This is a genomic window from Bradyrhizobium canariense (genome assembly GCF_018130465.1).
Taxonomy (GTDB): Bacteria; Pseudomonadota; Alphaproteobacteria; order Rhizobiales; family Xanthobacteraceae; genus Bradyrhizobium; species Bradyrhizobium canariense_C.
The window spans coordinates 82,795-106,408 of sequence record NZ_JAFCKJ010000019.1; the positions used below are offsets into that span (position 1 = coordinate 82,795).

Below are 23,614 nucleotides of genomic sequence, written 5' to 3' on the forward strand. Positions count from 1 at the left end.
CCCCTCATTTGCCCGGACGTCACGCATGGCGCGAGTTCTCGACCTTTATTGCACCTTCCTGAAGGCCGTCATTGCCGCGTGCCTCGCGGTCATGGTGGTCCTGGTCTTCGGCAATGTCGTCCTGCGTTACGGCTTCAACTCCGGAATCACGATTTCCGAAGAGTTGTCGCGCTGGCTGCTGGTCTGGTTGACCTTCCTGGGCGCAATCGTCGCGCTTCGCGAGCACGCCCATCTTGGCGTCGACAGCCTCGTCCGGATGCTGCCGGCCTCTGGCAAGCGCATATGCTTCGTTATCAACTATTGCCTGATGCTGTTTGCCGACTGGCTGCTGCTGTCGGGAAGCTGGCGCCAGACCATCATCAACATTGACGATCGCGCTCCGGCGACCGGTCTCTCGATGGCCATCTTTTACGCGGTCGGCGTGATCTTCGGCGCGTCTGCCGCAGTCATCCTTCTCTACGACCTCGTCCGCGTGCTCACTGGACAGGCGAGCGAATCCGACATGGTGGCCGTCAAGGAATCGGAAGAGCACTGATGTCTCATCGAACCGTGCTAGGCGGCGTCCACATCCAGCAGTCCACCGGGATCACGCCATGACGATTGCCGTCTTCACCTTCTCGCTGCTCGGCGCCATGGCGCTAGGCATGCCGATCGCCTTTGCACTGATCGTCTGCGGCGTGGCCCTGATGAGCACGATCGACATGTTCGACGCCCAGATCGTGGCGCAGAACGTCATCAACGGCGCGGACAGCTTTCCGCTGATGGCCATTCCCTTCTTCATGCTCGCCGGCGAGGTCATGAACAAGGGCGGTCTGGCCAAGCGAATCGTCAACGTTGCACTCGTCGCAGTCGGACATTTTCGCGGCGGACTGGGTTACGTCACGATCCTCGCGTCCTGCATCCTTGCGTCGCTCTCGGGCTCTGCGGCCGCCGATGCCGCGGCGTTGGCTGCCCTGCTGGTGCCGATGATGGTGGCGGCCGGCCACAAGAAGTCCTATGCGGCGGGTCTGGTGGCGGCCGGCGGCATCATCGCGCCTGTCATTCCGCCCAGCATCGGGTTCGTCATCTTCGGTGTCGCCGCGGGCGTGTCGATCTCCAAGCTGTTTCTGGCCGGGATCGTCCCCGGGCTGCTGCTCGGGGCAGGGCTCTGCCTGGCCTGGTGGTGGGTGGTGCGCCAGGAGAACCTGACGCCCCCGCCAAGAGCATCGCTCTCGGAAATGGTGAAAGCGGTGGTCGACGGCTTCTGGGCGCTGATGCTGCCGGTCATCATCGTGGTCGGCCTGCGCTTCGGCATCTTCACGCCGACGGAAGCCGCAGTGGTCGTCGCCGTCTATTCGCTGTTCGTCGCGACCTGCATCTATCGGGAATTGAAGCTGTCGCAGCTTTATGAGGTATTCGTCTCCTCGGCCCTGACGACGAGCATCGTGATGTTCCTCGTGGCAGCGGCGCTGGTGTCGTCCTGGCTCATCACCGTGTCCGAGATCTCGGCACAGATCGTCACCCTGCTGAAGCCTTTCATGGGCAACAACACGCTCCTGATGCTGGCGATCATGGTCGTGGTGGTGATCGTGGGAACGGCCCTCGACATGACGCCGACCATCCTCATCCTCACGCCGATCCTGATGCCGATCGTCAAGGCGGCGGGCATCGATCCCGTTTACTTTGGCGTCCTCTTCATCATCAACAACGCGATCGGCCTGATCACGCCGCCGGTTGGCATCGTGCTGAATGTGGTCTGCGGTGTCTCCAGGATCAGCATGGAGGACATCATCAAGGGCGTCTGGCCCTTCTTGATTGCACAACTCGTGGTCCTGTTCCTGATGGTTCTGTTCCCGGGGCTCGTCACCGTCCCCGCCAAATGGTTTGCCGGCTAGAGCATGATCCGGAAGCGCGAAGCGGTTCTCGGAAAGATCGTCAATTCAGGATAAGGAGGGCGTAATGGCCGCAAGGATCATGATCCTCAACGGACCCAATCTCAATTTCCTCGGCATTCGCGAGCCCCACATCTACGGCTCGACGACGCTCGAGCAGATCCAGGCGAGCTGCCAGGCGCTGGCCGATCAGCTCGGAGTTTCGATGTCGTTCCATCAAACGAACATGGAGGGCGAACTCGTCAGCCTGATCCAGTCCGCCCATGGCAACGCGGACGCCATCATCATGAATCCCGCGGCCTATTCATTCACCTCGATCGCGCTGATCGATGCGCTGAAGATTTTCGAGGGTGTGAAGATCGAGGTGCATATCTCGAACATCCACGCGCGGGACGAGCTGCACCGCCACTCGATCACGTCGAGTGCCTGCACGGCGGTCATTTGCGGTCTGGGTCCATATGGCTATCTCGCCGCGATGCTCGCGGCCGTCCAACGGCTAGGGCAATTGCCTGAGACCATTGCACCGGCTCTGCGCGGGCTTGCAGCCGGCGGCAAGGCGTAAGCATGGAGGGCGGGATGCGCGGCACGGGATTTCTCGCCATCTGGAGCGACGTCGAGGCTCACGACCTGACCGACTACCGGCACTGGTTGACGCGCGAGCACACGACCGAGCGCGTGACGACGAAGGGCTTCCTGGCATCGCGCGTATTCCGCGCGGCAAGGGACGACATCGACCGCTTCTTCATTCTGTATGAGCTGGAAACACCGGAGGTCCTCGACGGCGAGGCTTATCTGGCGCGCCTCAACGCACCGACGCCGTGGTCACAGCGCATCATGCCGAAGCTCGGCAATTTCATCCGGGGCGGAGGTGCCATGATCGCGCGGGCAGGGCGGGGCGAGGGCGCATCGATCGTGGCGCTCCGGATCGAGGCGCTGCCGAAAGATCCCCAAGGTCTGGCCCAGGCGCTCGTTGCGTGCGACGGGGTTGCCGCCGTGCAGATCGGCGCGACCGACGAGGCGCGGACATCGGTGCCGACGACTGAGAAGGGCATGCGGAAGAACGAGGGCTCTTTCGCGGGGCTTTTTCTGATCGAGGCGCTCGACGTCGCGTCGTTGCAGGCTGCCTTGCAGCGGGCGAGCGAGCTTGCGCCTGACGTCCTCGGCCGGGCGAGCGAGCCGGAAGTCTATCGGGGCATGTTTGCGCTCGACGCCCGTATCGCGGATTTCGGCTGATGGCAACGTTCTCGCTCGCCGCGTTGACCGTGCTCGAGCTTGCGCCGCCCGAGATGATCGAATTGGCGGCGCACTGCGGCTACGAAAAGGTCGGGCTCAGGCTGCTGCCCGCCACGCCTGGCGGTGTTGCCTATCGCCTGATGGACGATGCGCCGCTGCTGCGGGAGACGCTCCGGCGGTTGGAGTTGACGGGGGTGACCGTCGCCGATCTCGAGGTCGTTGCGTTCAGACCGGAAACCGAGATTGCCTCGTTTACGCCCTTCTTCGAGGTGGGCGCGCGCCTCGGCGCCAAACACATCCTCGTCGCGGCCTACGATCCGGATCTGGCGCGGTTTTCGGATCGCTACCGGCAATTTTGTGAAGCGGCAGCAGACTATGGCCTGACCTCCGATCTCGAATTCATGCCCTGGACGAGCGTTCCGGACCTGAAGACCGCGCTGCGGATCGTCGGCGACGTCGATCGTCCCGGTGCCGGCATTCTGGTCGATGCGCTGCATTTCGATCGGTCGCAGAGCTCGCTTGCGGACCTCCGCGCCGTCCCGGCGCAACGCTTGCATTACTGGCAACTCTGCGACGGCCCGGCCGAACGCCCGGCGACCACGGAGCAGCTCATCCATGCGGCTCGCGAGGAGCGGATGTTTCCGGGCGAGGGCGGAATAGACCTGATGGCGCTTGCAAGCGCGATGCCGAATGATCTCACGATCAGCATCGAGGTTCCGACCGTTCAACTGGCCAGGAGCGTCGATGTCGTATCGCGAGCACGCCGGGCGCTGGCGGCAGGCCAAGCCGTCGTGGAGCGGGCGCGCAGCCAGAGGTGAAGAATTTCGGGACGGAAGGGTAGTTCGGGATGTCGCAAGCCGATCGCTGCTGGGACGTCGAGACCGATCTCCTGGTCGTCGGGGCGGGTGCCGCCGGCATGACGACATCGCTGGTGGCTGCCCTTGAGGGGCTCGACGTGATCCTTTGCGAGAAGTCGGACACGGTTGGCGGCACGACCGCGACGTCAGCCGGCACCGTCTGGATTCCGGGCAATCGGCAGGGACGGCTTGCAGGGACGCCGGACTCGACCGAGGCGGCGCGGATCTATCTTGCAGCATTGCTCGGCGAACACGCCGCGGACGCGCGCCTGGATGTATTTCTCGAGGCGGGTCCGCTCATGCTCGACTATCTCGATCAGAGGACGGGCGTACGGTTTGCAGCCCCACCGGTACACCCCGACTACAAGAATCTTCCCGGGGCAGCGATCGGCGGCCGCGCTCTCGGCGCCGTTCCGTTCGACGGCCGCAAGCTTGGCAAAGACTTCGATCGCATCAGGCCCCCGCGGCGAGAGTTCATGGTGCTCGGCGGCATGATGGTCGGAAAGGCGGATATCCCGGCGCTGTTGGCGCCATTCCGCAATTGGACGAACTTCAGGCATGTCGTGGGTCTTCTAGGTCGGCATTTGCTCGATCGGCTCCGCTACAGGCGCGGAACGCGTCTGATCATGGGCAACGCTCTCGTCGCGAGGCTGTTCGACAGTCTCCGCCGTTCCGGCGTCCATCTGAGATATGAGACCGAGCTCAGCGAGCTGATCCGCAACGGCGACGCAATCGTTGGGGCCGTTCTCTCATCACCTTCGGGAGCATTGGCGATACGTGCCCGCAAAGGCGTGGTGTTGGCAACGGGAGGCATCGGCTGGAGCCGCGAACTTCGCGAAAGGTTTTTTCCGGAGGCCGCGCGACGATTTTCACTGGCGCCTGCGTCCATTACCGGGGACGGAATGCTCGCCGCCGAACACGTCGACGCGGTCATCGAGCGCGATCTCGACAGCCCCGCTCTGTGGATGCCAAGCTCGGTCATGACGCAAGCGGACGGTTACGTCTCGGTATTCCCGCACATCATGCTGGATCGTGCCAAGCCGGGACTTCTAGCGGTGAACAAGTCGGGCCGCCGTTTCGTGAATGAAGCCGACTCCTATCACGACTTCGTGGAAGCGATGTTGCGCTCGAATTCGTCTTCCGTGTTGGCTACGCCGGCTTTCCTGATTTGCGATCGCGCCTTTATCAGGGTCTATGGCATCGGTCTCGTTCATCCCGGGACGAGGGATTTGGGCAAATTTCTGAAGGCCAAATATCTGGTAGCGGGCGAGACGGTCGAAGCACTGGCCGAAAAAATCGGCGTCGATGGCGGTGAGCTTGCTCAAACGGTCGAGCGATACAATCGCTACGCCGAGAGCGGCGTGGACGAAGAGTTCGGCCGCGGTTCAAGCGAATTGAACCGGTTCAATGGTGATCCCCTGACCAAGCCAAACCCGTGCCTGCGGCGGATCGGTCCCGGACCATACTATGCTGTCGCGGTATGGCCGACGGATCTCGCCAGCAGTGCCGGCTTGTGCACGGATTCAACCGCCCGGGTCTTGTCTCGCCGTGGGACGGTCATACCCGGACTCTACGCCGTCGGTACCGATTCATCCTCGATCTTTCGAGGCACTTATCCGGGGCCCGGCACGATGATCGGACCTGCGATGGCATTCGGATGGTGCGCGGCGATGCATGCCGCGAGCGCGTCAGTGCAAGACGCAGGCAACTGAGTTCTCGGGGCATCCTGGTCATGGGAGGATCCCGCCTTGATCTCGTGAGATCCAAAGTTCATAGAAACGCATTCGACGGGCAGGATAGTGGCTCCATTGTGCAGAAAGTGTAGTTCTCGTCGTCGTCAAGGAAAGCAATCAAAGAAGGTCGTCGATGGATTGGGAGCGGGTGCGGATATTCCTGGAGGTTGCGCGGGCGGGGCAGATCCTCAAGGCATCGAAGAATCTGCGATTGAACCACACCACGGTCGCGCGTCAGCTGACCGCGCTGGAAAAGAGCCTGAAGGCGACGCTGCTCGAGCGGCACACGACCGGCTGCACGCTGACCGCCGCGGGCGAGGCGCTGGTCCAGGCGGCGGAGCGTGCGGAAAGCGAGTTTCTCAAGGTCGGCGCCAGCATCGGCGGCAGTGCGGACGCCGTCACCGGCACGGTGCGGGTCGGCGCACCGGACGGACTTGGCAATTATTTCCTGGCCGAGCATCTCGGCGCATTGGCAGCGCGCCATCCGGGACTGGTCATTCAACTGGTGCCGCTGCCGCGCACGTTCTCGCTGTCGCGCCGCGAGGCGGATATCGCGATCACGCTGGACCGGCCGAAGCAGGGCCGGCTCATCCTGTCCAAGCTGACCGACTACACGCTGAGCGCCTACGCTTCGGAGCGCTATCTCAAGCGCGAGGGCCCGATCAAGGCTCATGCCGATCTGGCCGGTCGTCTGTTCGTGACGCATATCGAGGATTTCGCCTACAGCCGGGCGCTCGACTATGCCGCTGTCCTCGGCCGGCTGACGTCCCGCCGTTACGAATGCGGCAGCATCGTTGCCCAGATCGAAGCGGTCCGCGCCGGACACGGCATCGGCATTTTGCACGACTACGCGGCCAGCCGTTACCCCGAACTGCGCCGCCTGCTGCCCGACGTCCGCTTCGTCCGAAATTACTGGCTGACGTCACATCCCGACACCCACGGAACGCGCCGCGTCCAGGAAGTGCACCGTTTCATCGCGGCGTCGGTGAAGGCGGCGAGGGCTTCGTTCGAGCTGGAGTGATCGCAGCTTCGGGCTAGGAACTCTTGCGCACCATCGAGGCTTGACTCAGCGGGCCAGCGTCGCCGCCGATTGCTGGTCCGCACGGCCCCGCCTCCAAGCCCCCCATACCCCCCAGGTGGGGCCGTGTCTCTTCGCAGGAGACGCAATGCCTGAGCCGACCGAGCACGACATCAGAGAGCGCGCGCACCGATTGTGGGAGCGAGCCGGCAAGCCGGAAGGCCGCGAGGAAGAATTCTGGCACGCGGCCGAGCAAGAATTGCGCAACGAGGACAAGTCGAACACCCTGCGGACGCCGGATACGCTGTGACCGACAAGAGGTGGCACCAGGCGGAACAGAGCCTTCCAGAAGGAATTGAGGTTCTGAGCAGCACGGGCTGCGACGCAGGCCCGTCCCTACGGCGGTGTGTGCGGTGGACGAGCGGCAAAAGATAGAGCACCAGATTGAACTCGCAACGCGAGCGGCTGCGCTGGTCAAAGACGAAACCACCGTCCAGCGATTCAGGAACTTCGCCGAGGAGCTGAAGCAAAAGCTCCTTCGCATGATGCGGCGTGGCAAAGTGCGAGCGCGTGCGTACGAGATATGGGAGCAGGCCGGTCGCCCGGTCGATCGCGAAGTGGAGTTTTGGCTCGAAGCGGAACGGCAGATCGAAGACGAACGCGAACAGAGGGGGCTCCCGGACTCCTCGGAGAAACGATAGAATCCGTCGCTGCTGGTAACCAGATCGGCAGCGAACAAGTGGTCGGCTTCGGCGGCGCGTTTCCCTGGACAGAGAAAAAGCCGCCGAGTTCTTCACCCTGACGGCTTCGGAAGTCCGTAGCTGTTGGTGGTCTCTCCAGCCTCGAGCGTACCGCCGTTACCTTGTTTGCGGCCATGCAAGATCATTCTACGCGAAGGCGCTTCATTCTGCTGTGATCTGAAGCACACATTCGGGTGCGAGCCGGCACCCGGCCTTCGCTGCGCCCTCTTGGGCTCGGAGGGTGAAGCGACGAAGCAAAGCTCGGGCGAAACGCGCCGCGAGGATGCGAGGCTGTGTCCGCGAATTGAAATGTGCATTGGAGGATGGCGGTGCTGCCCCTTGCTCCGTCATTGCCCTACGCGCCGGCGGCGAGACCCAGGCGGCCGATGCCTGGCAGCTTCAGCGCCGGGCGGCGGATGTCGAGGCCGAGCACCGCGCCGAGGAAATTGATCTCGATCCCTTCGACCCAGCCGATGGTCATGCCGAGATAGCCCGACAGCGAGGCGTAGAGGCCGGTGCCGGACGCCGTGATGCCGGCCCAGCGTCCGCTGTAGGGAAAGTCCTTGCCGATCGCGGTCGGCGGCAGCACCGCGCGCAGCTCGGGAACGGCGTCCAGCGCCGCCTGCACAAAAGTGTTGGAATTCGGTCCCGGCCAGGCGCTGTAGTCGCCATAGGCGCGGAACCTGTAATTCTCGATGACGTCACGGATCTTCGGAATCAGCGCTTCGGCCCGCGCGCCGTCGACCGCGACGACCGTTTCCGGAAGGGCGCCGAACCAGCGGCCGTCGGGGGCAAAGCCGTTGCTGCGAATCGGGTCGCCCCAGGCCGTGTAGTCGTATCGGCTGTAGGTGGCGGCGCCCTTCTCCTTGACGACGATCCAGGTGTGGACGGCAAAAATGCTGCGCCAGCGCACGGTGCGCGCGGCGAACACGCGGATCAGCGCGTCCGGATTGGCGGATGCGGGCGGCAGCAGGCCGGCGCTGGAGCGATCCGCCGTCTGCCAATTGCCGCGGCCGTCGCCGCGCAAATAATAGCGGCCGGCCGACACGCCGATCGGCAGGAAGATCAGCAGCAGGAACAGAATCAAGAATTTCCTCAAGGGCAAACGGGGGGCAGGCGGGACGATGCCACCAATATAGTTCGCAAGGCACGCCGCGCCAGCGCGCTCCTGCTCTTGCATTCGGGTGGTGCGGCCATATGTTGCGTTCATGAGAAAGTTGTCACTCGTCGAGGACCAGGCCATCCAGGCGCGAATCGCGTACATCGCGGGCGCCGAGATCTTCGATCGCCTCTTCGCCGGCATCCGGTTCGACGAAATCGACGGCAATCTGCTGTTTGCCATCGCCTGCGACGAAGACCGCGCGGCCGAGATCGAGGACGAGTTCTCGCACCAGCTCGCCGTGGTCGCGACGCAGATTCTGGCGCAGAGCGTCGACGTGGTCGTGGTGCTGCCGAAGGTCCTGCAATAGCCTCCTGCCCGCTGGCCTTCCGCCCGCACAGGCCGCTTGCCTTCGCCCTGTGTCTCTGCTTTTCAACGCAATTGCAAAATTGTAATGACGTCATTGGGCGCTCAGGCCCGAGGTGCGTTATCGATCGAGCTCGATGGGAGGGCTCGTCGTCGCTCGCCTCCATTTGCGAAACAAAGTTGGATACAAATTGGCGCCCACCAAAAAAGCCCGGGCCACGACCGGCGCGATAAAGACAAAAAGCAAGAGCTCAAAAAGCAAGAGCTCAAAAAGCAGCGGCTCGAAAAGCACAAGCTCGACAAGCAAGCGCCCGAACAAGAGCGCCTCGCGTTCCGCGGTTGCCTCCTCGTCGCCGCTCGGCATGCTGGCGCTGCATCTGCTCGAGCAGTGGGAGAAGTCCGGCCGCGACGGCCTCGTCTTCCTCTGCGACGACGAGAGCAGGGCGGAGCGGCTGGGCGGCGTGATCCACGCCCTCGATCCTTCGGTCGAGGTGCTGGTGTTTCCGCGCCTGAACACGCTGCCGTTCGACGGCCTCGAGCCATCCCGCGAGATCGCGGGCCGGCGCAGCGCGGTGCTGCGACGCCTCGCCAAGGCAAAGAAGCCCGTCTTCCTGGTGTCGACCGCGGAAGCCATCATGGAACGGCTGCCGCTGCCGGCGAGCTGGTCGCGGTCGAGCCTCACGCTGAAGGTGGGCGCGCCCTATTCCGGGCCCGAGCTGAAGACGCGGCTGGAAGCTCTCGGCTACGATCTCGACGAAGAGGCGGAGTATCCGGGCGGCGTCCTGTTCCACGGCAAGACGTTCGAAGTGTTTCCCGCCGGCGCGCTTGCTCCATTCCGGATCGAGCATTCCGGCGAAACGATCCGCAAGATCGTCGCCGTCGATCCGATCGAGCACGAGGTCGTCTACGAGACCGCGGAATTGATCGTCGATCCCATGTCCGAGCGGATCGGGCTGGGAGCTACGCGCGGACAGCGGGCGACGCTGCCGGATTATTGCGGTCGCGCGCGATGGATCGTGGATGCCGGGGTGTCGGCCCACGCCGATAGCTGGATGGGCACGATCGAGGAAGCCGCGGGCCGCAGGGATGCGGAGCGCGAGTATCTGGGGCAGGCGGACTGGAAGCAGCTGAAGAAGCGCATCAGCGTGCTGCCGCGCAAGGCCGCCTTCATCTCGACGCCGGAGTTCTCGAAGCTGGCATCGCCGCGCAAGGCGCTTCGCGCCTTCGTCGCCGACATGCAGCGCGGCGGATCGCGGCTGCTGTTCGTCGCGGCCGTCGAGGACGACCTTCGTGCGATGGAGCGCATGAGCGGCATCAAGACGGAGCGCCTGGCCGATTGGAGCGAGGTGACGAAGGCACGGAGCCGCGAAGGCGCGCTGCTGGCTGATTTCGACGCAGGGTTCATTGGCGTCGGCCGAAAACCGCTTGTCGTCGTGACCGCGTCCGACGTGCTCGGCAGCCGGGCCCATCATCCTCAGCCCATGGCGCGCGCCTGGAATCCGGCTTTCGATCATCCTGACGTGCCGGAAAAGGGCGCCGCCATCGTCCATCTGCAACGCGGGCTCGCCGTGCTCGACGGCTTGCAGACCCTCGACATGGGGCGGGGATCACGGCGCGAGATGGTCAGGCTCGCCTTTGCGGGCGACAATGCCGTGCTCGTTCCGCCGGCCGATCTTGCGGTGATCTGGCCCTATGCCGGCGAGCCCGGCAAGCTGACGCTGGACAAGGCGGACGGCAGCAGCTGGTGGGCGCGGCGCACCGCGGCGGAAGCGGAAATCCAGGTCGCCGCCAAGGCGCTCGCCAAACACATCAGCCAGCGCCGCCGCCGCCGTGCACCCAAATTGGTGCCGCCGGGGGCGAATTATGAAAAATTCGTCGCGCGTTTCCCCTATTTCACGACGAGCGACCAGGCCAAGGCGATTCAGGACGTCCTCGACGATCTGGCGTCGGGCCATCCCATGGACAGGGTGATCTGCGGCGACGTCGGATTCGGCAAGACCGAGGTCGCGCTGCGGGCGGCGGCCGCAGTGGCTCTGTCGGGCAAGCAGGTGGCGATCGCGGCGCCGACGACCGTGCTGACCCGGCAGCATGTCGAAACCTTCCGCAAACGGTTCGGCCCCCTCGGGATCGAGGTGGGAAGCCTGTCGCGGGCCAGTTCGGGCCCGGAGACGCGAGAGACCAAGGAGGGGCTGCGGCGCGGCACGCTGAAAGTCGTGGTCGGCACGCAGGCTCTTGCGGCAAAGGACGTGAAGTTCGCCGACCTTGGCCTCGTCATCATCGACGAAGAGCAGCATTTCGGGGCGGCGGAGAAGGCAAAGCTTTCAGGTCTCGCCAAAGGTGCTCATTCGCTCTGGATGAGCGCCACGCCGATCCCGCGCACGCTCGCGGCGGGTCTTGCCGGCTTCAGGGATCTCAGCGTGATCGCCTCGCCGCCGGTTCATCGCCTTCCCATCGTGACCAGGATCGCGCCGTTGTCGGAGGCTGCCATTGCCGCGGCGCTGCTCCGCGAGCGCAGGCGGCACGGGCAGAGCTTCCTGATCTGTCCGCGCATCCAGGATCTGGAGCCGATGCTGGCCCGTGTGCAATCGGTGGCGCCGGAGCTGCGCATTGTCTGTCTTCACGGCCGATTGCCCGTCGAGGAGATCGACGACCGGATGATGAGTTTCGTCGATGGCGAGGCGGACGTGCTGTTGGCGACCAATATCGTGGAAAGCGGTCTCGATATTCCGCGCGCGAACACCATCGTGGTGTGCTGGCCCGAAAAGTTCGGACTTGCGCAGCTCCATCAGCTCAGAGGACGGGTGGGACGCGGCGGCACGCGCGCGTTTGCTCATTTGCTGACGGAAACGACCTCGGAGCAGTCCGAGAAGCGTCTGGCGGTGCTGGAGGAGTTCAGCAAGCCGGGCGCCGGCTTTGCGATCAGCGAGCGCGACCTCGACCTCAGGGGCGCGGGCGATCTGTTCTCGGAACTGCAGTCCGGCCACGTCCAGGTGTTCGGACCCGTGCTCTATAGTCACCTTCTGAAGCTGGCCTCCGAGCGCACCAGCGACACCGGCACCGATCTGTGGGTCCCCGATCTCAATATGCCGCTGGCCGACATGCTGCCGGAAGGCTACGTGCAATCCGAGGCGGTCCGGCTCGAGATCTATGGGCGCGCTGCCAGGTGTCGAAGCGACGACGATCTGGAAGATTTGGAAGAGGAAATCTCGCGTCGTTTCGGCAGGCTGCCGCCGGAGGCTCGCGACTTCTTCGCATCCGCCAGGCTCCGGATCGATTGCAAGCGGCGCGGCATCGTCAGGCTCGATGTCGGACCCGAGGCCGTCGCCGCGACGTTCCTGCCGGGGCGGCTGCGGAAATCGAGGGGGAAGTCCGAGGCACGATCGCTGCAGCGCGACGGCGACCGCGTCGTTCACGCCGGCCGCCGCAACGATGATCCGTTCAGCCGGGTCGAGGAGTTCCTCGACCTGCTGGACGCCTAGGGATCACTCGGTCTGCTCGACCGCCGCCGGCATTTTCGCCACCGACATCAGCGAGCGGGCCACCTGGTTGAGGAGCTGATCGGCGTTCTCCTCCTCGGCCAGCGATTTCGACAACAGGCTGACGATGGCACTGTGCCGAAGCTGCTGGGCGAGGTTGCGCGCTGTGGTATAGCCCGCGATCTCGTAATGCTCGACGCGCTGCGCCGCGCCGATCAAGGCGAGGTCCGCCGCCGCGTCCTCCTTGTTCTCGCCCTCGGCCATGATGTCCTGGCCTTCCTCGACGAGGCCCATCATGCCCTTGCAGGGCTTGGCGCGGGCGGACTTGCCGAGCATTTCGAAGCACTCGTTGATGCGCTCGACCTGGGCTTCCGTCTCCGCGAGGTGCTGCTCGAACAGCTCGCGCAGCTGATCGAAACGGGCAGCCTCCGCCATCTTGGGAAGCGCCTTGGTCAACTGTTTCTCGGCATGCAGGATATCGCGCAGCTCGTTGATGAGCAGATCGCCGAGGCCGGATTCGTCCGCCGGTGGCGAGCTCTCCGTGACGATGGCCGTGGCCGGGCCGGGCTCGCCGGCCTGGATCGCCGGTGAGTCCGTGAAGACCCAGTCGCCGCCCTCGTTCCACGGCCCGCGCGTGTCGATCTCGCCATGGTCGCCGGCGCCGGTGGAATCGTTGAAGAACTGGTCCACCAGGCCGGGCGTCGGCGCGATGCGGCCGATGCTGAACGCTGGCTTGCCCATGCTCTCGAGCGCGAGTGCGAACGCCTTCATGTGTGTGATCTCGCGAGTCATCAGGAATTGCAGCGCGTCCTTGCTGCCGGCGTCATCGCAGAAATTGATCAGCCGCTCGTAGACGATCTTGGCGCGCGCCTCTGCCGCGATGTTGCTGCGCAGATCGACGTCGAGCTCGCCGGTGATCTTCAGATAATCGGCGGTCCAGGCATTTCCCTGGGAGTTGAAGAGATTGACCCCGCCGCCGCCCGCGATCGCGATGAGGGGATCGGCTTCGGCCGCCTGGCGGTCGAACTTCGACGGCTTGAGATGCATCCGCGCCAGCGTGCCGACTACTTCCAGATGGCTGAGCTCTTCGGTGCCGATGTCCATCAGGAGGTCCTTGCGGTCGGGATCCTCGCAGTTCAGCCCCTGTATCGAATACTGCATGGCGGCTGCGAGCTCGCCATTGGCGCCGCCGAACTGTTCCAGCAGCATGTTGCCAAAGCGGGGATCCGGCTCGTCGACGCGAACGGTGAACATCAGCTTCTTGACGTGGTGATACATGAGAGGACTCTCGGGTTGGAAGGACAGGAGAAGATATCTTCCGAACCGACGGCTTCAGCGTTCGTTCCTATCGAGACGATCTGCACCGGTGATGTCAGGCGCAGATCGTTCGATGTCGACCGGCAGGATTGTAAGCGTGTTCGTTCAGCGTTGGTCCGGACGCTTGGCGGCCGGCCCGCTCTTGCTGCCCGGTGCGCCCTGAATATGCGCCGGGTCTTGCGATTGCACGGCGGTGTTGCCCGTGGAGTTCGTTGTACTCGATCCGACGGTTTCACCGGGCTTGGCGGCCGGACCGTTCTTGTTGCCGGGCTGTCCGGCAATGCCGGCTCCCGAATTCTGCGCGCTCGGCGCGGACGAAACGTCAGGCTTGCTGGACTGCGCCCAGGCTGCTGTGGGCAGCGCGAGCGCGACGAGGATAACGGCACCTGTGAACTTCATCTTGGTGTTCTCCGGCTGATGCCCCATCTGATCGAACGCCGGCGACCTGCGTGCGTTCCTTGTTGTCGTCAACTCGAAGGTCGGCTCACCGCATCATGACAAACTATCCCGGCAGCGGCGCCTCCACGACGTCCAGCAGCGCTCCGAGGCCTTGTCGCAGGCGGCGCGTGGCGATCGTCTCGGTGGCGAGACCGAACACCACGAGGGACCGCCCGGTCATCGCATAAACGTGCCCGAGGTCGAACGCGGGCATCTGCCCCTCCGGTTGATTGGTGTCGATCAACCCGAGCCAGCTGCGTCCCTCGGCGACGGCGGGCAAGGTGAAATTGACGACGTCGTGGTGGGCGTTGTAGACCAGCAGCATGGTTGCGTCCGAGCCGCGGCGCTTGATCCCGGTCTCCTGGGCGCGACCGTCGAGCAGCAAAGCGAAACATTTGGCGTTGCCGTCCTGCCACTGCTCCGTCGTCATTTCCTCTCCGGACGGCGCGAGCCACGTCACGTCCTTCACGTCCAGCTCTTCGTTGTGGGAGCCGACCAGGAAGCGGCTGCGGTAGAGAATCGGAAATGCCTTGCGCGTGGCGATCAGCTTGCGCGTGAATTCGCGAAGGCTGCGGCCGTTCGCGGTGATGCCCATCCAGGCGAGCCATGTGGTCTCGTTGTCCTGGGCGTACGCGTTGTTGTTGCCGTCCTGGGTGTGTCCGAATTCGTCGCCGGCAAGCAGCATGGGCGTGCCGTGGGACAACAGCACGGTCGCCAGCAGATTGCGCTTCTGGCGCTCGCGCAGCGCCGTGATTTCCGGATCGTCCGTCGGTCCCTCGACGCCGCAGTTCCAGGAGTGATTGCTGCTATGGCCGTCGCGATTGTCCTCGCCATTGGCTTCGTTGTGCTTGTCGTTGTACGAGACGAGATCATTGAGATTGAAACCGTCATGGGCGGTGACGAAGTTGACGCTGGCCCATGGCCGGCGTCCCCGCTTGTTGAAGAGATCGCCGGATCCCGACACGCGCTTGGCGAAGTCCGCGATCGATCCCTCGTCGCCCTTCCAGAAGGCGCGCACGGTGTCCCTGAACTTGTCGTTCCACTCCGCCCATCCCGGCGGAAACTGACCGACCTGATAGCCGCCCGGACCGATGTCCCAGGGCTCGGCGATCAGCTTGACGCTGGAGAGCACGGGGTCCTGGCGGCAGGCATCGAGGAAGCCGCCGCCTTCGTCGAAGCCATAGGGCTCCCGTGCCAGAATGGTGGCGAGGTCGAAGCGGAAGCCGTCGACCCGCATCTCGGTCGCCCAGTAGCGCAGGGAATCCGCGACCAGTTGAAGCACGCGCGGGTGCGACAGGTTCACCGTGTTCCCGGTGCCGGTGTCGTTGATGTAGTAGCGCTGCTGGTCCGGCAGCAGGCGGTAATAGCTGGCGTTGTCGATGCCCTTGAACGACAGGGTCGGGCCGAGCTCGTTTCCTTCCGCGGTGTGATTGTAGACGACGTCGAGGATGACCTCGATGCCATGGGCGTGGAACTGGTTGACCATGGCTTTGAATTCGTTCGCGAGCGGCGTCTTGAGGTAACGCGGCTCCGGCGCGAAGAAGGCGAGGGAGTTGTAGCCCCAGTAATTGCGTAAGCCTTTCTCGACCAGATAGCTGTCGTCGACGAAGGCATGGATCGGCAACAGCTCTGCACTGGTGATGCCGAGCGATCGCAAATAGGCCGGAACCTCTGAATGCGCTAGCCCTGAGAACGTGCCGCGGTCTGCGTCAGGCACCAGCGGATGCAGCTGGGTAAAACCCTTGACGTGCATCTCGTAGACGATCGTCCGCTCCCACGGGACTTCCGGCTTGCGCGAGGCGCCCCAGGTGAAGGCCGGGTCGATGACGCGGCATTTCTGCATCAAGGGCGCGCTGTCGCGTTCGTCGTAGGAGAGATCCTTGTCGGCATGGTCGAGCTGGTAGCCGAACAGCTCCGGTCCCCAGCGCAACCGGCCGACCAGCTGCTTGGCGTAGGGATCGAGCACGAGCTTGTAGGGATTGAAGCGATGCCCCGCGTCGGGTTCGTAAGGGCCATGGACGCGGTAGCCGTAGACGGTGCCGGGACGGGCCGAGGGCAAATAGCCGTGCCAGACTTCGTCGGTATATTCGGGGAGCTCGATCCGCTCCAGTTCGGTCTCGCCGCTGTCGTCGAACAGGCAGAGTTCGACCTTGGTGGCATGGGCCGAAAACAGCGCGAAATTGACGCCGAGCCCGTCCCAGCTGGCGCCGAGCGGAAACGGCTTGCCCTCGGTGATCCGGGAGCGGCGCAGACTCGAGGCCGCCCGCGTCAGGGCGTCGTCTGAATGTACCGATTGATCCATCGTCGCCCCCGAACAGCCCTTCAAGAAGTTGGTGCAATCGCCGTTATTTCGGGGGTGCCTGCTCGCCGACGGCGGCCGAAGCGATCACGGCGGCAGGAAGCACATCGTCCGGCTTGGGCAGCGTGGTTGCCCTTTGCGGCGCCGCCTCCTTGCTGATGGCTGCAATCGAGTTGCCGATCCGCTCGACGATGCTGGTCAGCTCCGCGTCGGACAGTCCGAGACGCTTTCTGACGAGGCGCACCTGGGTACGGTCGGCCAGATCGAGCTTGTTGCGGATCGGTTGTGGCTTCGAGCGGCGCATGGCTAAACTCCCGTGTAGAACTGCAACCGTCCCTCAGGCGATTCCGTTCCCTGCTTGCCTTGCAGTTGCCCGTCCAGATCGAAGATTTGTAGATGGCTGCGTACGACTTGGCCGACTGTGTCCGGCTGAAGGCCATGTGCCATAGCAGCGCGGACACGCGATCGAGGCGGTCCTTCATGCCGACCCCGCTGGCTTATGTCAGGACCAAGGGCGCCATCCAGAATTTTACCGGTGGGCTCGCTCAGTCAACGCGGTCGCCCCGGGTCCGATCTGGACGCCGCTCATTCCAGCCCGTGCAGCAGCAGGTCTTCCATCGATCTGATGTCCTTGGTGAAGATACCCATGAACGATGTCTCCTGTCACAATCATGGAACTGGAACGCCGCGCCGCCGCGGCTGTTCCATTCCCGTGACCCAGATCAGGAGAGCCGAATGAGCGATGGAGCGGATCATCTTGCGGGCCTGCTCGGACGAGCGGCCATGGACGTATGGGGCGACATGCCTCGCGACATCCAGGAAGCGCTGTTCGAGGCCGCCATGAAGGGACGTGCGTCGGAGCGGGAAGAGCTCGCGCGGCTGCTGCACGAGCGGCATCCCCGTACGCTTCATCCGGCGCGGCCGGGCTGACGCCGCGGCGGGAACGATCGTCCGAGAAGCCGATTGGTGAATTGGGCGATGCGCGGCGAATGGATTCGGACGAAGCCCGTAGCGCTCCACTTTAGATCAAAGCTGTGAGTCGATCGGCGGGACTGAGATGATCATCGGAAAATGGTACGACCCGATCTCGCAGCGGTGGATCATGCCTCGCGAGGCACGTCCGGTGGCGGTCTATTCGCAGTCCAGCGCGGAGAAGGGACTCGACATCCGCAAGACGGGTGAGGTGCAGCGGATCTGGGACCTGTTGGTCGATTGCTGCGCAGATGGTTGATTGATGCTAGGTGGTTGATGCCACGTGGTTGATGCCACGCCGATAGGTCACCCTCGCCCCGATGCGAGGGCCTGGCTGGGTCTGTTCACACGCGAACAGAAGTGTCCCAATATGCCGGCTGCGAACGGCGCGCGCTGTATCATTTGATACAAGCGAGCTCTTGAAGCGATTGAGAAGTCGACCCAGCCTCAAACCTCGACCGGCGTCAGCTGCGGTACCAACTCGCCAGATTCCAGGTCGTGACGTCCCACCCCGAGATGTCGGCCATGAGGTTGTTGACGCCGGCGCCGACGATGTTGCGCGAGAGCAGCGGCAGGAACACGTTGGCCTCGCAGAAGGTCTCGTCGACCTTGATCAGCAGCGCGGCGCGCTTGACCGGGTCGAGCTCGTTCTGGGCCGCCTTGTAGGCCTTGTCGGCCTCGGGATCGGACCAGCGCGAGATGTTTCGACCCAGCCATTTGTTCTCCTTGTTGGCGATCTCCCAGGAAACGCACTGGTTCAAGAACCGCTCGGGATCGGGCTGCGGTTGCGTCGTGTTGTACATCTCCATGTCGCAATAGAATTTCGAGTAGGTGTCGGGATTGCCGACGTCCGACGAGAAGAACACCGATGCGGTGACAGACTTGAGCTCGATCTCGATGCCGGCGCGCTGGCAGGCCTGCTTGATGATGGACTGGGTCTTCTGGCGTGGGGCGTTGATCGAGGTCTGGAAGACGTATTTGAGCTTCTTGCCGTCCTTCTCGCGGATGCCGTCCGCGCCCTTCTTCCACCCGGCCTCGTCGAGGATCTTGTTCGCCTTGTCGACGTCGAACGCATATGTGAGCTTGCCCGACTTGAACTGCGAAGGGGCGTTGACGAAGCCCGCCGTGGCGATACCGCCACGGCCGTAGATGAATTTCTGGATCGCCTCACGATCGATCAGGAGGTTGATCGCCCGGCGAACGGCGGGATCGGACAGCGTCGGATGCTTGGTCTTGACGCTGGAGCGCTCGCCCTCGACGTCGGTCCACGGGTCCGTCGTGTTGAGGATGATGAACTCGACGTTGCCGGAGGGGGTGACATCGACCTTGCCTTTCCCGCTGGCTTCCATGCGCTTGAGGACCTCCTCCTCCACCAGCAGGTTCCAGGCATAGTCGTATTCGCCGGTCTGGAGCACCGCGCGTGCGGCGGAGACGGCGTCACCGCCGCCCTTGACCTCGAGCGTGTCGAAATGGGGCTGGTTCTTGACGTGATAGTCGGGATTGCGCTCGGCCCTGATCAGGTCGCCCGGTTTGAACTCGACGAATTTGTAGGGGCCGGTGCCGACCGGCTTCAGATTGCCGGGAGCTTCGCGCGACTTTGCGCCGGCATAGTCGCCGAAATGATGCTTTGGCAGGATCTGGCCGACCGAGCCGACGAAGGGGTCGGCCCAGAACGGCGTCGGGCTCTTGAAGTTCACCTTGACGGTGTGGTCGTCGACCTTCTCGACCTTGATGTCCTTGTAGGATCCCGTGCTGTACGCGGCGGTCGCCAGATCCGCGGCATAGACCCAGGTAAAGACGACGTCGTCGGCGGTGAAGGGCTTGCCATCGTGCCATGTCACGCCCTGCTTCAGCTTCCAGGTCACGCTCATGCCGTCTGCCGAAAGGCCGCCGTTCGCCTTGGTCGGGACCTCGGCGGCGAGGCAGGGGATGAGGTTGCCGTCCCTGTCCCAGCCGGCGAGCGGCTCGAAGAAGATGCGCGAGGCGATCTGATCCTTGGTGCCGATCGCGAAATGCGGATTGAGCAGCGTCGGAGCCTGCCAGAGCAGGATCTTGAGCGGGCCGCCGCCGCCGGCCTTGGTCGGCTTGTAGGGCAGCGTGGCGTCGGCCATCGCCACGTCGTTCCAGACTAGGATCTGGCTCGCCACCGGCGCTGCGATCCCGATCGCAGCCATCGTCTTCATGAACGAGCGTCGCGACAGGGTGCCTTGCTTCACCTCCGCGACGGACTTGCGGATTTCGTTTTCGTTCATCGGAGGATCCCCACTTCAAAGACAAGTCGTCACCGGCCAAGACCCATCATGTTTCATCAGGGGCGAGGCGGCAATGCCGACAGGGTCAGAAAACCCTGCGGCGAAATGACGAACGTGCGGACGGCAGTCATGGCTGCCGGGGCGCGGTAGCTGGATCGCCGCCCGGGAGACCCGGGCGGCGATCCAGTGCGAGCTAAGTGAACTTGGGGAAGTTCTAAGGCCGCGCCGGAACGCTAACCCGGTCGCCGCGGGCACATCAAGTTTCGTGATGTTGCCCCAGTCGGAGATTCATTGCAGCCGCCAGGAAATTGCCACACATGACGATCCGAGACCCGAATGCATCACCGTCCATTCGCAAGCGCCAGCGCTGCTCCAATCGCGTTCTCGAGAATTTCCTCCGACAATTGCCTGTCGCTCACCGCGCGTGACAATTGCAGCGCGCCGACGATGGTCGCGTAGACCGACATCGCGCGTCGCCGACGCTCCGCCGCCGGGCCTTCCGGCATCTGCGCCGCCATCAGCGCGATTATCTCGGACGTCTTTCCGGTGAAGGCGTCGCGCGTCGCCTTGGGATGTCGCGCGATCTCGGCGACGAGTGCCGCGGTCGGGCAACCGGCGCCGGCCCGGTCGCGATGGCGCGGGGATAGGTAGTCGCGGATCGTTGCTTCGAGCGCGACGCCGCTTGCGAGATTATCCCTGTGCCTCTGTTCGCGCCGCTCCAGCGTCTCGCACAGCACCGCGCGCACCAGATCCTCCTTGGAGGCGAAATGGGTGTAGAAGGCGCCGTTGGTCAGGCCAGCCTCCGCCATGATGCCGGCGAGGCCGACCGCGGCGATACCGCTCTCGCGGAACTGCGAAGAGGCGACGTCGATGATGCGCCGCCGCGTCGTGTCCCCGTGTCCCTTGTCGTAGCGCGCCAATCCCGCCTCCTATGCGACCCGGCCACAAAATCGTGAGGCAGGGCCCCATTGCATTACGATCATAATAATACATTATGACCATAATGCAATGGGCGGCCGACCGGCGGTCCGACAGGTACCCAGGATCGAACCCATGTCAGTCGAGGATGCCGCCGTGCCGGCCTTGTCCGCCATGCCGATCGTGGCTCGCACCGCCGCTCCGGTTCGCCAGGTGGCGGCATCAACACCAGCCGCGGCCGAGCAGCGGCGCGCGGCGCTGCTGACGGCGCCGATCCTGCCGACGCTCCTGAAGCTCGCGCTGCCGACCGTGACGGTCCTGGTGGCGCAAACCGCGGTCAACATCGCGGAAGCCTATTATGTCGGCTTCCTCGGCACCGATGCGCTGGCAGGTGCCGCGCTGGTGTTCCCGATCTTCATGCTGATGACCATGATGTCGAATGGCGGGTTCGGCAGCGGCGTCGCATCCTCGGTCGCGCGGGCGGTCGGTGCCGGCCGACGCGACGATGCCGAGGCCGCGTTGTTTCACGCCGTGGTGCTCGCGATCATTGCCGGCGGCGTGTTCACGCTCGGCGTCATCGTCGGCGGTCCGCACCTGTATCGCGCCCTCGGCGGCGCGGGCGATGCGCTCACCGCTGCGACCACCTATTCCAACTACCTTTTCGCCGGCGCCATCCCGGTGTGGATCGTCAATCTCCAGGCGGCGGCGCTGCGCGGCGCGGGCAACGTCAAGGTACCCGCGCTGGTGACGCTGGTCGGTGCGATCGTGACGATTCCGGTGTCGCCGGCGCTGATCTTCGGTCTGGGACCGATCCCGCGGCTCGGCATCGGCGGCGCGGGCATCGCTTTCGGCCTCTATTACGGCGCGGCGATGCTGTTCCTGCTGCGCTACATGTCGTCGGGCGGGTCCGGTCTGCGGCTGCACATCGTGCCCATGCGTGCAAAAATCTTCGGCGACATGCTGAAGGTCGGCATTCCCACCGCCCTCAACGCGGTGCTGACCAACCTCACCGTCATCCTCGTCACCGGCGCGGTCGGCCTGTTCGGCACCTCCGCGCTTGCCGGCTACGGCATCGCCTCGCGGCTCGACTACATCATGATCCCGCTGCTGTTCGGCATCAGCACGGCGACGCTGACCATGGTCGGCGTCAACATGGGCGCCGGGCAGACGGCGCGGGCGCGGAAAATCGGTTGGGTCAGCGGCATCGTCGGCATGATCATGACCGGCACGATCGGCCTTTTGGTGGCGATCTTCCCGACGTCGTGGCTGAACCTGTTCAGCCACGATCCAGAGGTGGTGAACGAAGGCATGACCTACCTGCGCATCGTCGCACCGGCCTATGCTGCGCTCGGCTTCGGCTTCGTCAGCTCATTTGCCGCCCAAGGCACCGGCCGCGCCATGGGGCCACTGGCTTCGTCCGTCGCGCGTATCCTGATCGCAGCAGGCGGTGGCTGGATCGCGGTGGTGAGCTTTGGCGCCGGCATGGCGGGCCTCGCCACCATGGTCGCGGTGGCGATGGTCGCCTATGCTGCGATCTGCGTCCTGATCATGCTGTCGCCGGCGACTTGGCGTTCGGAGTAATTGGCGTTCGGAGTAGTTGGCGCTCAGAGTAAACCGGCTCACTGGAGGCCGGCCACGCCGACCGCCAGGGCCGACAGCAGCAGCAAATTGCTCAGCAATTTGAGCGGCGTGTTCGGATGCGCCAGCCAGCGCGAGACTTTTTCCGAGAACGACAGCGCCGGATCGGCGAACAGCGGCTCATAGTTGTGTCTGAAGAAATGCGGAAATCTCGGCCCGAGCCACGGCGTTACCAGTGCGTGGAAGGTCGATACCATCGCGATGAAGATGGCGGCGCCAAAGGGCTCGCCGACGAATTCGGTCGCGTTGATCAGCTTCATCACCAGCGCGACGCCGGAATAGAACGGCACGCCCTGGAGCAAGAAATAGAGCGCAAAACATTCGAGGCGGTTCCGGCCTGCGAGCTTCGGAGCGGCGAGGGTGGTCATGGCTGGTCTCATGGCAGGTCTCCTGGCTGATCTCGCCGCCAATCTCGCTCGCCGCGTGCCGTTTTGCCGTGATGCGCCTCACGCTTGCGAGGTGCATTCGTTCCCCACATGCGGTCGAACGGAGAAGCGTAATCCGCCCCGGCCAGCCAATATGGATTTCAATTTCATTGATTTCGCCCTTCGGAGAAGCGAATACGGTTCCAATCATTGCTGAGCTATGGAGATCAAGATGTCGTTTCGCCTCCCCCTGATCCTCGCGACCGTGCTCGCCGCCTGGTCGGCCGCCGCTTCAGGCGAGACCATCAAGATCGGCGTGACGCCGGGGCCGCACGCCCAGATCTTCGAGGCCGTGAAGCCGATCGCCGCCAAGCAGGGTCTCGACATCCAGCTCATCGAATTCTCCGACTACGTCGTGCCGAACGCCGCGCTCGATGCCGGCGAGATTCAGGCCAATTCGTTCCAGAACCAGCCTTATCTGGACAACCAGAAGGCCGACCGTGGCTACAAGATCGAAGCTGTCGGCCTGACCGTGAATTTCCCGATCGGCGTCTATTCCAAGAAGCACAAGGCCTTCGCGGACATCCCCGAGGGCGGCAAGGTCTCGATCCCGAACGATCCGACCAATGGCGGCCGCGTGCTGCTGCTCCTGCGCGACAAGGGCGCGATCAAGCTGAAGGACGGCACGGGCTTCAAGCCGACGGTGCTTGATATCACCGAGAATCCCAAGAAGCTGAAGTTCATCGAGGTCGACGCGGCGCAGGCGCCGCGCGCGCTCGACGATGTCGACGCCGCCGCGATCAACACAAATTATGCAACCCAGGCGGGCCTCGATCCGGTCAAGGATCCGATTCTGCGCGAGGACCCGAAGGGTCCCTACGTCAATCTCATCGCCATTCGCACGGCCGACAAGGACAAGCCCTGGGTCAAGATCCTCGTGGACAGCTACCACACCGCCGAGGTTAAGGAGTTCGTCCTGACCAAGTTCAAGGGCGCGGTGCTGCCGAGCTGGTAGGCATTCT

Annotated in this window: 24 protein-coding genes and 1 pseudogene; 16 read left to right on the forward strand and 9 right to left on the reverse strand. The window is 64.0% G+C overall.

Annotation, left to right across the window (positions count from 1 at the left end; translation table 11 throughout):
- Window positions 1–25: 25 nt before the first annotated feature.
- The 9 genes from JQ591_RS33340 to JQ591_RS33380 all read left to right on the forward strand — a co-directional run bounded on the left by JQ591_RS33340 (window position 26) and on the right by JQ591_RS33380 (window position 7,413).
- A complete protein-coding gene (locus tag JQ591_RS33340) occupies window positions 26–535 on the forward strand; it encodes a TRAP transporter small permease (RefSeq protein ID WP_106942116.1) in 510 nt (169 codons plus the stop codon).
- Between the two features lie 58 nt (window positions 536–593).
- Window positions 594–1,874, forward strand: coding sequence for a TRAP transporter large permease (locus JQ591_RS33345; RefSeq protein WP_211400206.1), 1,281 nt, complete (start codon window positions 594–596; stop codon window positions 1,872–1,874).
- Window positions 1,875–1,938: 64 nt separating this feature from the next.
- A complete protein-coding gene (locus JQ591_RS33350; RefSeq protein WP_211400207.1) occupies window positions 1,939–2,433 on the forward strand; it encodes a type II 3-dehydroquinate dehydratase in 495 nt (164 codons plus the stop codon).
- Window positions 2,434–2,447: 14 nt separating this feature from the next.
- On the forward strand, window positions 2,448–3,104 hold the full coding sequence (locus JQ591_RS33355) for a hypothetical protein (protein WP_211400208.1): 657 nt from the start codon (window positions 2,448–2,450) through the stop codon (window positions 3,102–3,104).
- Window positions 3,104–3,922: a sugar phosphate isomerase/epimerase family protein gene (locus tag JQ591_RS33360; protein WP_211400209.1), complete on the forward strand. Its 819-nt coding sequence runs from the start codon at window positions 3,104–3,106 to the stop codon at window positions 3,920–3,922. The genes JQ591_RS33355 and JQ591_RS33360 overlap by 1 nt, the downstream gene beginning before the upstream one ends.
- Window positions 3,923–3,951: 29 nt before the next feature.
- Complete coding sequence (locus JQ591_RS33365; protein WP_211400210.1) at window positions 3,952–5,673, forward strand: FAD-dependent oxidoreductase; 1,722 nt, start codon at window positions 3,952–3,954, stop codon at window positions 5,671–5,673.
- Window positions 5,674–5,827: 154 nt separating this feature from the next.
- Complete coding sequence (locus JQ591_RS33370; RefSeq protein ID WP_211400211.1) at window positions 5,828–6,715, forward strand: LysR family transcriptional regulator; 888 nt, start codon at window positions 5,828–5,830, stop codon at window positions 6,713–6,715.
- A gap of 145 nt (window positions 6,716–6,860) precedes the next feature.
- A complete protein-coding gene (locus JQ591_RS33375; RefSeq protein ID WP_211400212.1) occupies window positions 6,861–7,022 on the forward strand; it encodes a DUF2934 domain-containing protein in 162 nt (53 codons plus the stop codon).
- Window positions 7,023–7,125: 103 nt separating this feature from the next.
- Window positions 7,126–7,413, forward strand: a complete 288-nt coding sequence (locus JQ591_RS33380) for a DUF2934 domain-containing protein (protein WP_211400213.1) — start codon at window positions 7,126–7,128, stop codon at window positions 7,411–7,413.
- Window positions 7,414–7,807: 394 nt separating this feature from the next.
- Here the strand turns inward: JQ591_RS33380 and JQ591_RS33385 are convergent, their stop codons facing one another.
- The gene (locus JQ591_RS33385; protein WP_211400214.1) at window positions 7,808–8,539 is read right to left on the reverse strand and encodes a DUF3750 domain-containing protein; all 732 of its coding nucleotides are present in this window, start codon (window positions 8,537–8,539) and stop codon (window positions 7,808–7,810) included.
- Window positions 8,540–8,660: 121 nt separating this feature from the next.
- Between JQ591_RS33385 and JQ591_RS33390 the strand changes: the two genes are divergently transcribed.
- On the forward strand, window positions 8,661–8,921 hold the full coding sequence (locus JQ591_RS33390) for a hypothetical protein (protein ID WP_211400215.1): 261 nt from the start codon (window positions 8,661–8,663) through the stop codon (window positions 8,919–8,921).
- 117 nt (window positions 8,922–9,038) lie between these two features.
- On the opposite strand, the gene JQ591_RS33395 is transcribed toward JQ591_RS33390, so the two are convergent.
- Window positions 9,039–9,281: a hypothetical protein gene (locus JQ591_RS33395; protein WP_211400216.1), complete on the reverse strand. Its 243-nt coding sequence runs from the start codon at window positions 9,279–9,281 to the stop codon at window positions 9,039–9,041.
- Between JQ591_RS33395 and JQ591_RS33400 the strand changes: the two genes are divergently transcribed.
- The gene (locus JQ591_RS33400) at window positions 9,280–12,396 is read left to right on the forward strand and encodes a DEAD/DEAH box helicase (RefSeq protein WP_211400217.1); all 3,117 of its coding nucleotides are present in this window, start codon (window positions 9,280–9,282) and stop codon (window positions 12,394–12,396) included. The two genes, JQ591_RS33395 and JQ591_RS33400, sit on opposite strands and share 2 nt — an antisense overlap.
- Before the next feature lie 3 nt (window positions 12,397–12,399).
- Here JQ591_RS33400 and JQ591_RS33405 read toward each other — a convergent pair whose 3' ends face one another.
- The 4 genes from JQ591_RS33405 to JQ591_RS33420 all read right to left on the reverse strand — a co-directional run bounded on the left by JQ591_RS33405 (window position 12,400) and on the right by JQ591_RS33420 (window position 16,751).
- Complete coding sequence (locus JQ591_RS33405) at window positions 12,400–13,671, reverse strand: DUF892 family protein (RefSeq protein ID WP_211400218.1); 1,272 nt, start codon at window positions 13,669–13,671, stop codon at window positions 12,400–12,402.
- A 144-nt stretch (window positions 13,672–13,815) separates the two neighbouring features.
- On the reverse strand, window positions 13,816–14,109 hold the full coding sequence (locus JQ591_RS33410) for a hypothetical protein (RefSeq protein WP_211400219.1): 294 nt from the start codon (window positions 14,107–14,109) through the stop codon (window positions 13,816–13,818).
- A 103-nt stretch (window positions 14,110–14,212) separates the two neighbouring features.
- A complete protein-coding gene (gene glgX, locus JQ591_RS33415) occupies window positions 14,213–16,450 on the reverse strand; it encodes a glycogen debranching protein GlgX (protein ID WP_211400220.1) in 2,238 nt (745 codons plus the stop codon).
- Window positions 16,451–16,493: 43 nt separating this feature from the next.
- The gene (locus tag JQ591_RS33420; RefSeq protein WP_211400221.1) at window positions 16,494–16,751 is read right to left on the reverse strand and encodes a DUF3606 domain-containing protein; all 258 of its coding nucleotides are present in this window, start codon (window positions 16,749–16,751) and stop codon (window positions 16,494–16,496) included.
- Window positions 16,752–16,903: 152 nt separating this feature from the next.
- Here JQ591_RS33420 and JQ591_RS35550 point away from each other — a divergent pair.
- The 3 genes and pseudogenes from JQ591_RS35550 to JQ591_RS33430 form a co-directional block, all read left to right on the forward strand.
- Window positions 16,904–17,043 (forward strand): annotated as a pseudogene (locus JQ591_RS35550) (NAD(P)-dependent oxidoreductase); the annotation flags it as partial.
- A gap of 139 nt (window positions 17,044–17,182) precedes the next feature.
- Entirely contained in the window at window positions 17,183–17,377 is a 195-nt protein-coding gene (locus JQ591_RS33425; RefSeq protein ID WP_211400222.1) for a hypothetical protein, read from the forward strand.
- A gap of 127 nt (window positions 17,378–17,504) precedes the next feature.
- Window positions 17,505–17,678, forward strand: a complete 174-nt coding sequence (locus tag JQ591_RS33430) for a hypothetical protein (RefSeq protein ID WP_211400223.1) — start codon at window positions 17,505–17,507, stop codon at window positions 17,676–17,678.
- A gap of 205 nt (window positions 17,679–17,883) precedes the next feature.
- Here JQ591_RS33430 and JQ591_RS33435 read toward each other — a convergent pair whose 3' ends face one another.
- Window positions 17,884–19,671, reverse strand: coding sequence for a peptide ABC transporter substrate-binding protein (locus JQ591_RS33435; RefSeq protein ID WP_211400224.1), 1,788 nt, complete (start codon window positions 19,669–19,671; stop codon window positions 17,884–17,886).
- 341 nt (window positions 19,672–20,012) lie between these two features.
- On the reverse strand, window positions 20,013–20,591 hold the full coding sequence (locus tag JQ591_RS33440) for a TetR family transcriptional regulator (RefSeq protein WP_211400225.1): 579 nt from the start codon (window positions 20,589–20,591) through the stop codon (window positions 20,013–20,015).
- A gap of 133 nt (window positions 20,592–20,724) precedes the next feature.
- Between JQ591_RS33440 and JQ591_RS33445 the strand changes: the two genes are divergently transcribed.
- Window positions 20,725–22,170, forward strand: coding sequence for an MATE family efflux transporter (locus JQ591_RS33445; RefSeq protein WP_211400226.1), 1,446 nt, complete (start codon window positions 20,725–20,727; stop codon window positions 22,168–22,170).
- Between the two features lie 38 nt (window positions 22,171–22,208).
- Here the strand turns inward: JQ591_RS33445 and JQ591_RS33450 are convergent, their stop codons facing one another.
- Window positions 22,209–22,607 (reverse strand): hypothetical protein, encoded by a 399-nt coding sequence (locus JQ591_RS33450; RefSeq protein WP_249137977.1) that lies wholly within the window; start codon window positions 22,605–22,607, stop codon window positions 22,209–22,211.
- Between the two features lie 205 nt (window positions 22,608–22,812).
- Between JQ591_RS33450 and JQ591_RS33455 the strand changes: the two genes are divergently transcribed.
- Window positions 22,813–23,607: a MetQ/NlpA family ABC transporter substrate-binding protein gene (locus JQ591_RS33455; RefSeq protein WP_211400227.1), complete on the forward strand. Its 795-nt coding sequence runs from the start codon at window positions 22,813–22,815 to the stop codon at window positions 23,605–23,607.
- Window positions 23,608–23,614 lie beyond the last annotated feature (7 nt).

Excerpts from the sequence above, each read along its gene's own strand:
- JQ591_RS33340 (WP_106942116.1), top strand. The coding sequence starts at position 26 with ATGGCGCGAGTTCTCGACCTTTATTGCACCTTCCTGAAGGCCGTCATT.
- JQ591_RS33345 (WP_211400206.1), top strand. The coding sequence starts at position 594 with ATGACGATTGCCGTCTTCACCTTCTCGCTGCTCGGCGCCATGGCGCTA.
- JQ591_RS33350 (WP_211400207.1), top strand. The coding sequence starts at position 1,939 with ATGGCCGCAAGGATCATGATCCTCAACGGACCCAATCTCAATTTCCTC.
- JQ591_RS33355 (WP_211400208.1), top strand. The coding sequence starts at position 2,448 with ATGCGCGGCACGGGATTTCTCGCCATCTGGAGCGACGTCGAGGCTCAC.
- JQ591_RS33360 (WP_211400209.1), top strand. The coding sequence starts at position 3,104 with ATGGCAACGTTCTCGCTCGCCGCGTTGACCGTGCTCGAGCTTGCGCCG.
- JQ591_RS33365 (WP_211400210.1), top strand. The coding sequence starts at position 3,952 with ATGTCGCAAGCCGATCGCTGCTGGGACGTCGAGACCGATCTCCTGGTC.
- JQ591_RS33370 (WP_211400211.1), top strand. The coding sequence starts at position 5,828 with ATGGATTGGGAGCGGGTGCGGATATTCCTGGAGGTTGCGCGGGCGGGG.
- JQ591_RS33375 (WP_211400212.1), top strand. The coding sequence starts at position 6,861 with ATGCCTGAGCCGACCGAGCACGACATCAGAGAGCGCGCGCACCGATTG.
- JQ591_RS33390 (WP_211400215.1), top strand. The coding sequence starts at position 8,661 with ATGAGAAAGTTGTCACTCGTCGAGGACCAGGCCATCCAGGCGCGAATC.
- JQ591_RS33400 (WP_211400217.1), top strand. The coding sequence starts at position 9,280 with ATGCTGGCGCTGCATCTGCTCGAGCAGTGGGAGAAGTCCGGCCGCGAC.
- JQ591_RS33395 (WP_211400216.1), bottom strand. The coding sequence starts at position 9,281 with ATGCCGAGCGGCGACGAGGAGGCAACCGCGGAACGCGAGGCGCTCTTG.
- JQ591_RS33405 (WP_211400218.1), bottom strand. The coding sequence starts at position 13,671 with ATGTATCACCACGTCAAGAAGCTGATGTTCACCGTTCGCGTCGACGAG.
- JQ591_RS33410 (WP_211400219.1), bottom strand. The coding sequence starts at position 14,109 with ATGAAGTTCACAGGTGCCGTTATCCTCGTCGCGCTCGCGCTGCCCACA.
- glgX (WP_211400220.1), bottom strand. The coding sequence starts at position 16,450 with ATGGATCAATCGGTACATTCAGACGACGCCCTGACGCGGGCGGCCTCG.
- JQ591_RS33420 (WP_211400221.1), bottom strand. The coding sequence starts at position 16,751 with ATGCGCCGCTCGAAGCCACAACCGATCCGCAACAAGCTCGATCTGGCC.
- JQ591_RS33425 (WP_211400222.1), top strand. The coding sequence starts at position 17,183 with ATGAGCGATGGAGCGGATCATCTTGCGGGCCTGCTCGGACGAGCGGCC.
- JQ591_RS33430 (WP_211400223.1), top strand. The coding sequence starts at position 17,505 with ATGATCATCGGAAAATGGTACGACCCGATCTCGCAGCGGTGGATCATG.
- JQ591_RS33435 (WP_211400224.1), bottom strand. The coding sequence starts at position 19,671 with ATGAACGAAAACGAAATCCGCAAGTCCGTCGCGGAGGTGAAGCAAGGC.
- JQ591_RS33445 (WP_211400226.1), top strand. The coding sequence starts at position 20,725 with ATGTCAGTCGAGGATGCCGCCGTGCCGGCCTTGTCCGCCATGCCGATC.
- JQ591_RS33450 (WP_249137977.1), bottom strand. The coding sequence starts at position 22,607 with ATGAGACCAGCCATGACCACCCTCGCCGCTCCGAAGCTCGCAGGCCGG.
- JQ591_RS33455 (WP_211400227.1), top strand. The coding sequence starts at position 22,813 with ATGGAGATCAAGATGTCGTTTCGCCTCCCCCTGATCCTCGCGACCGTG.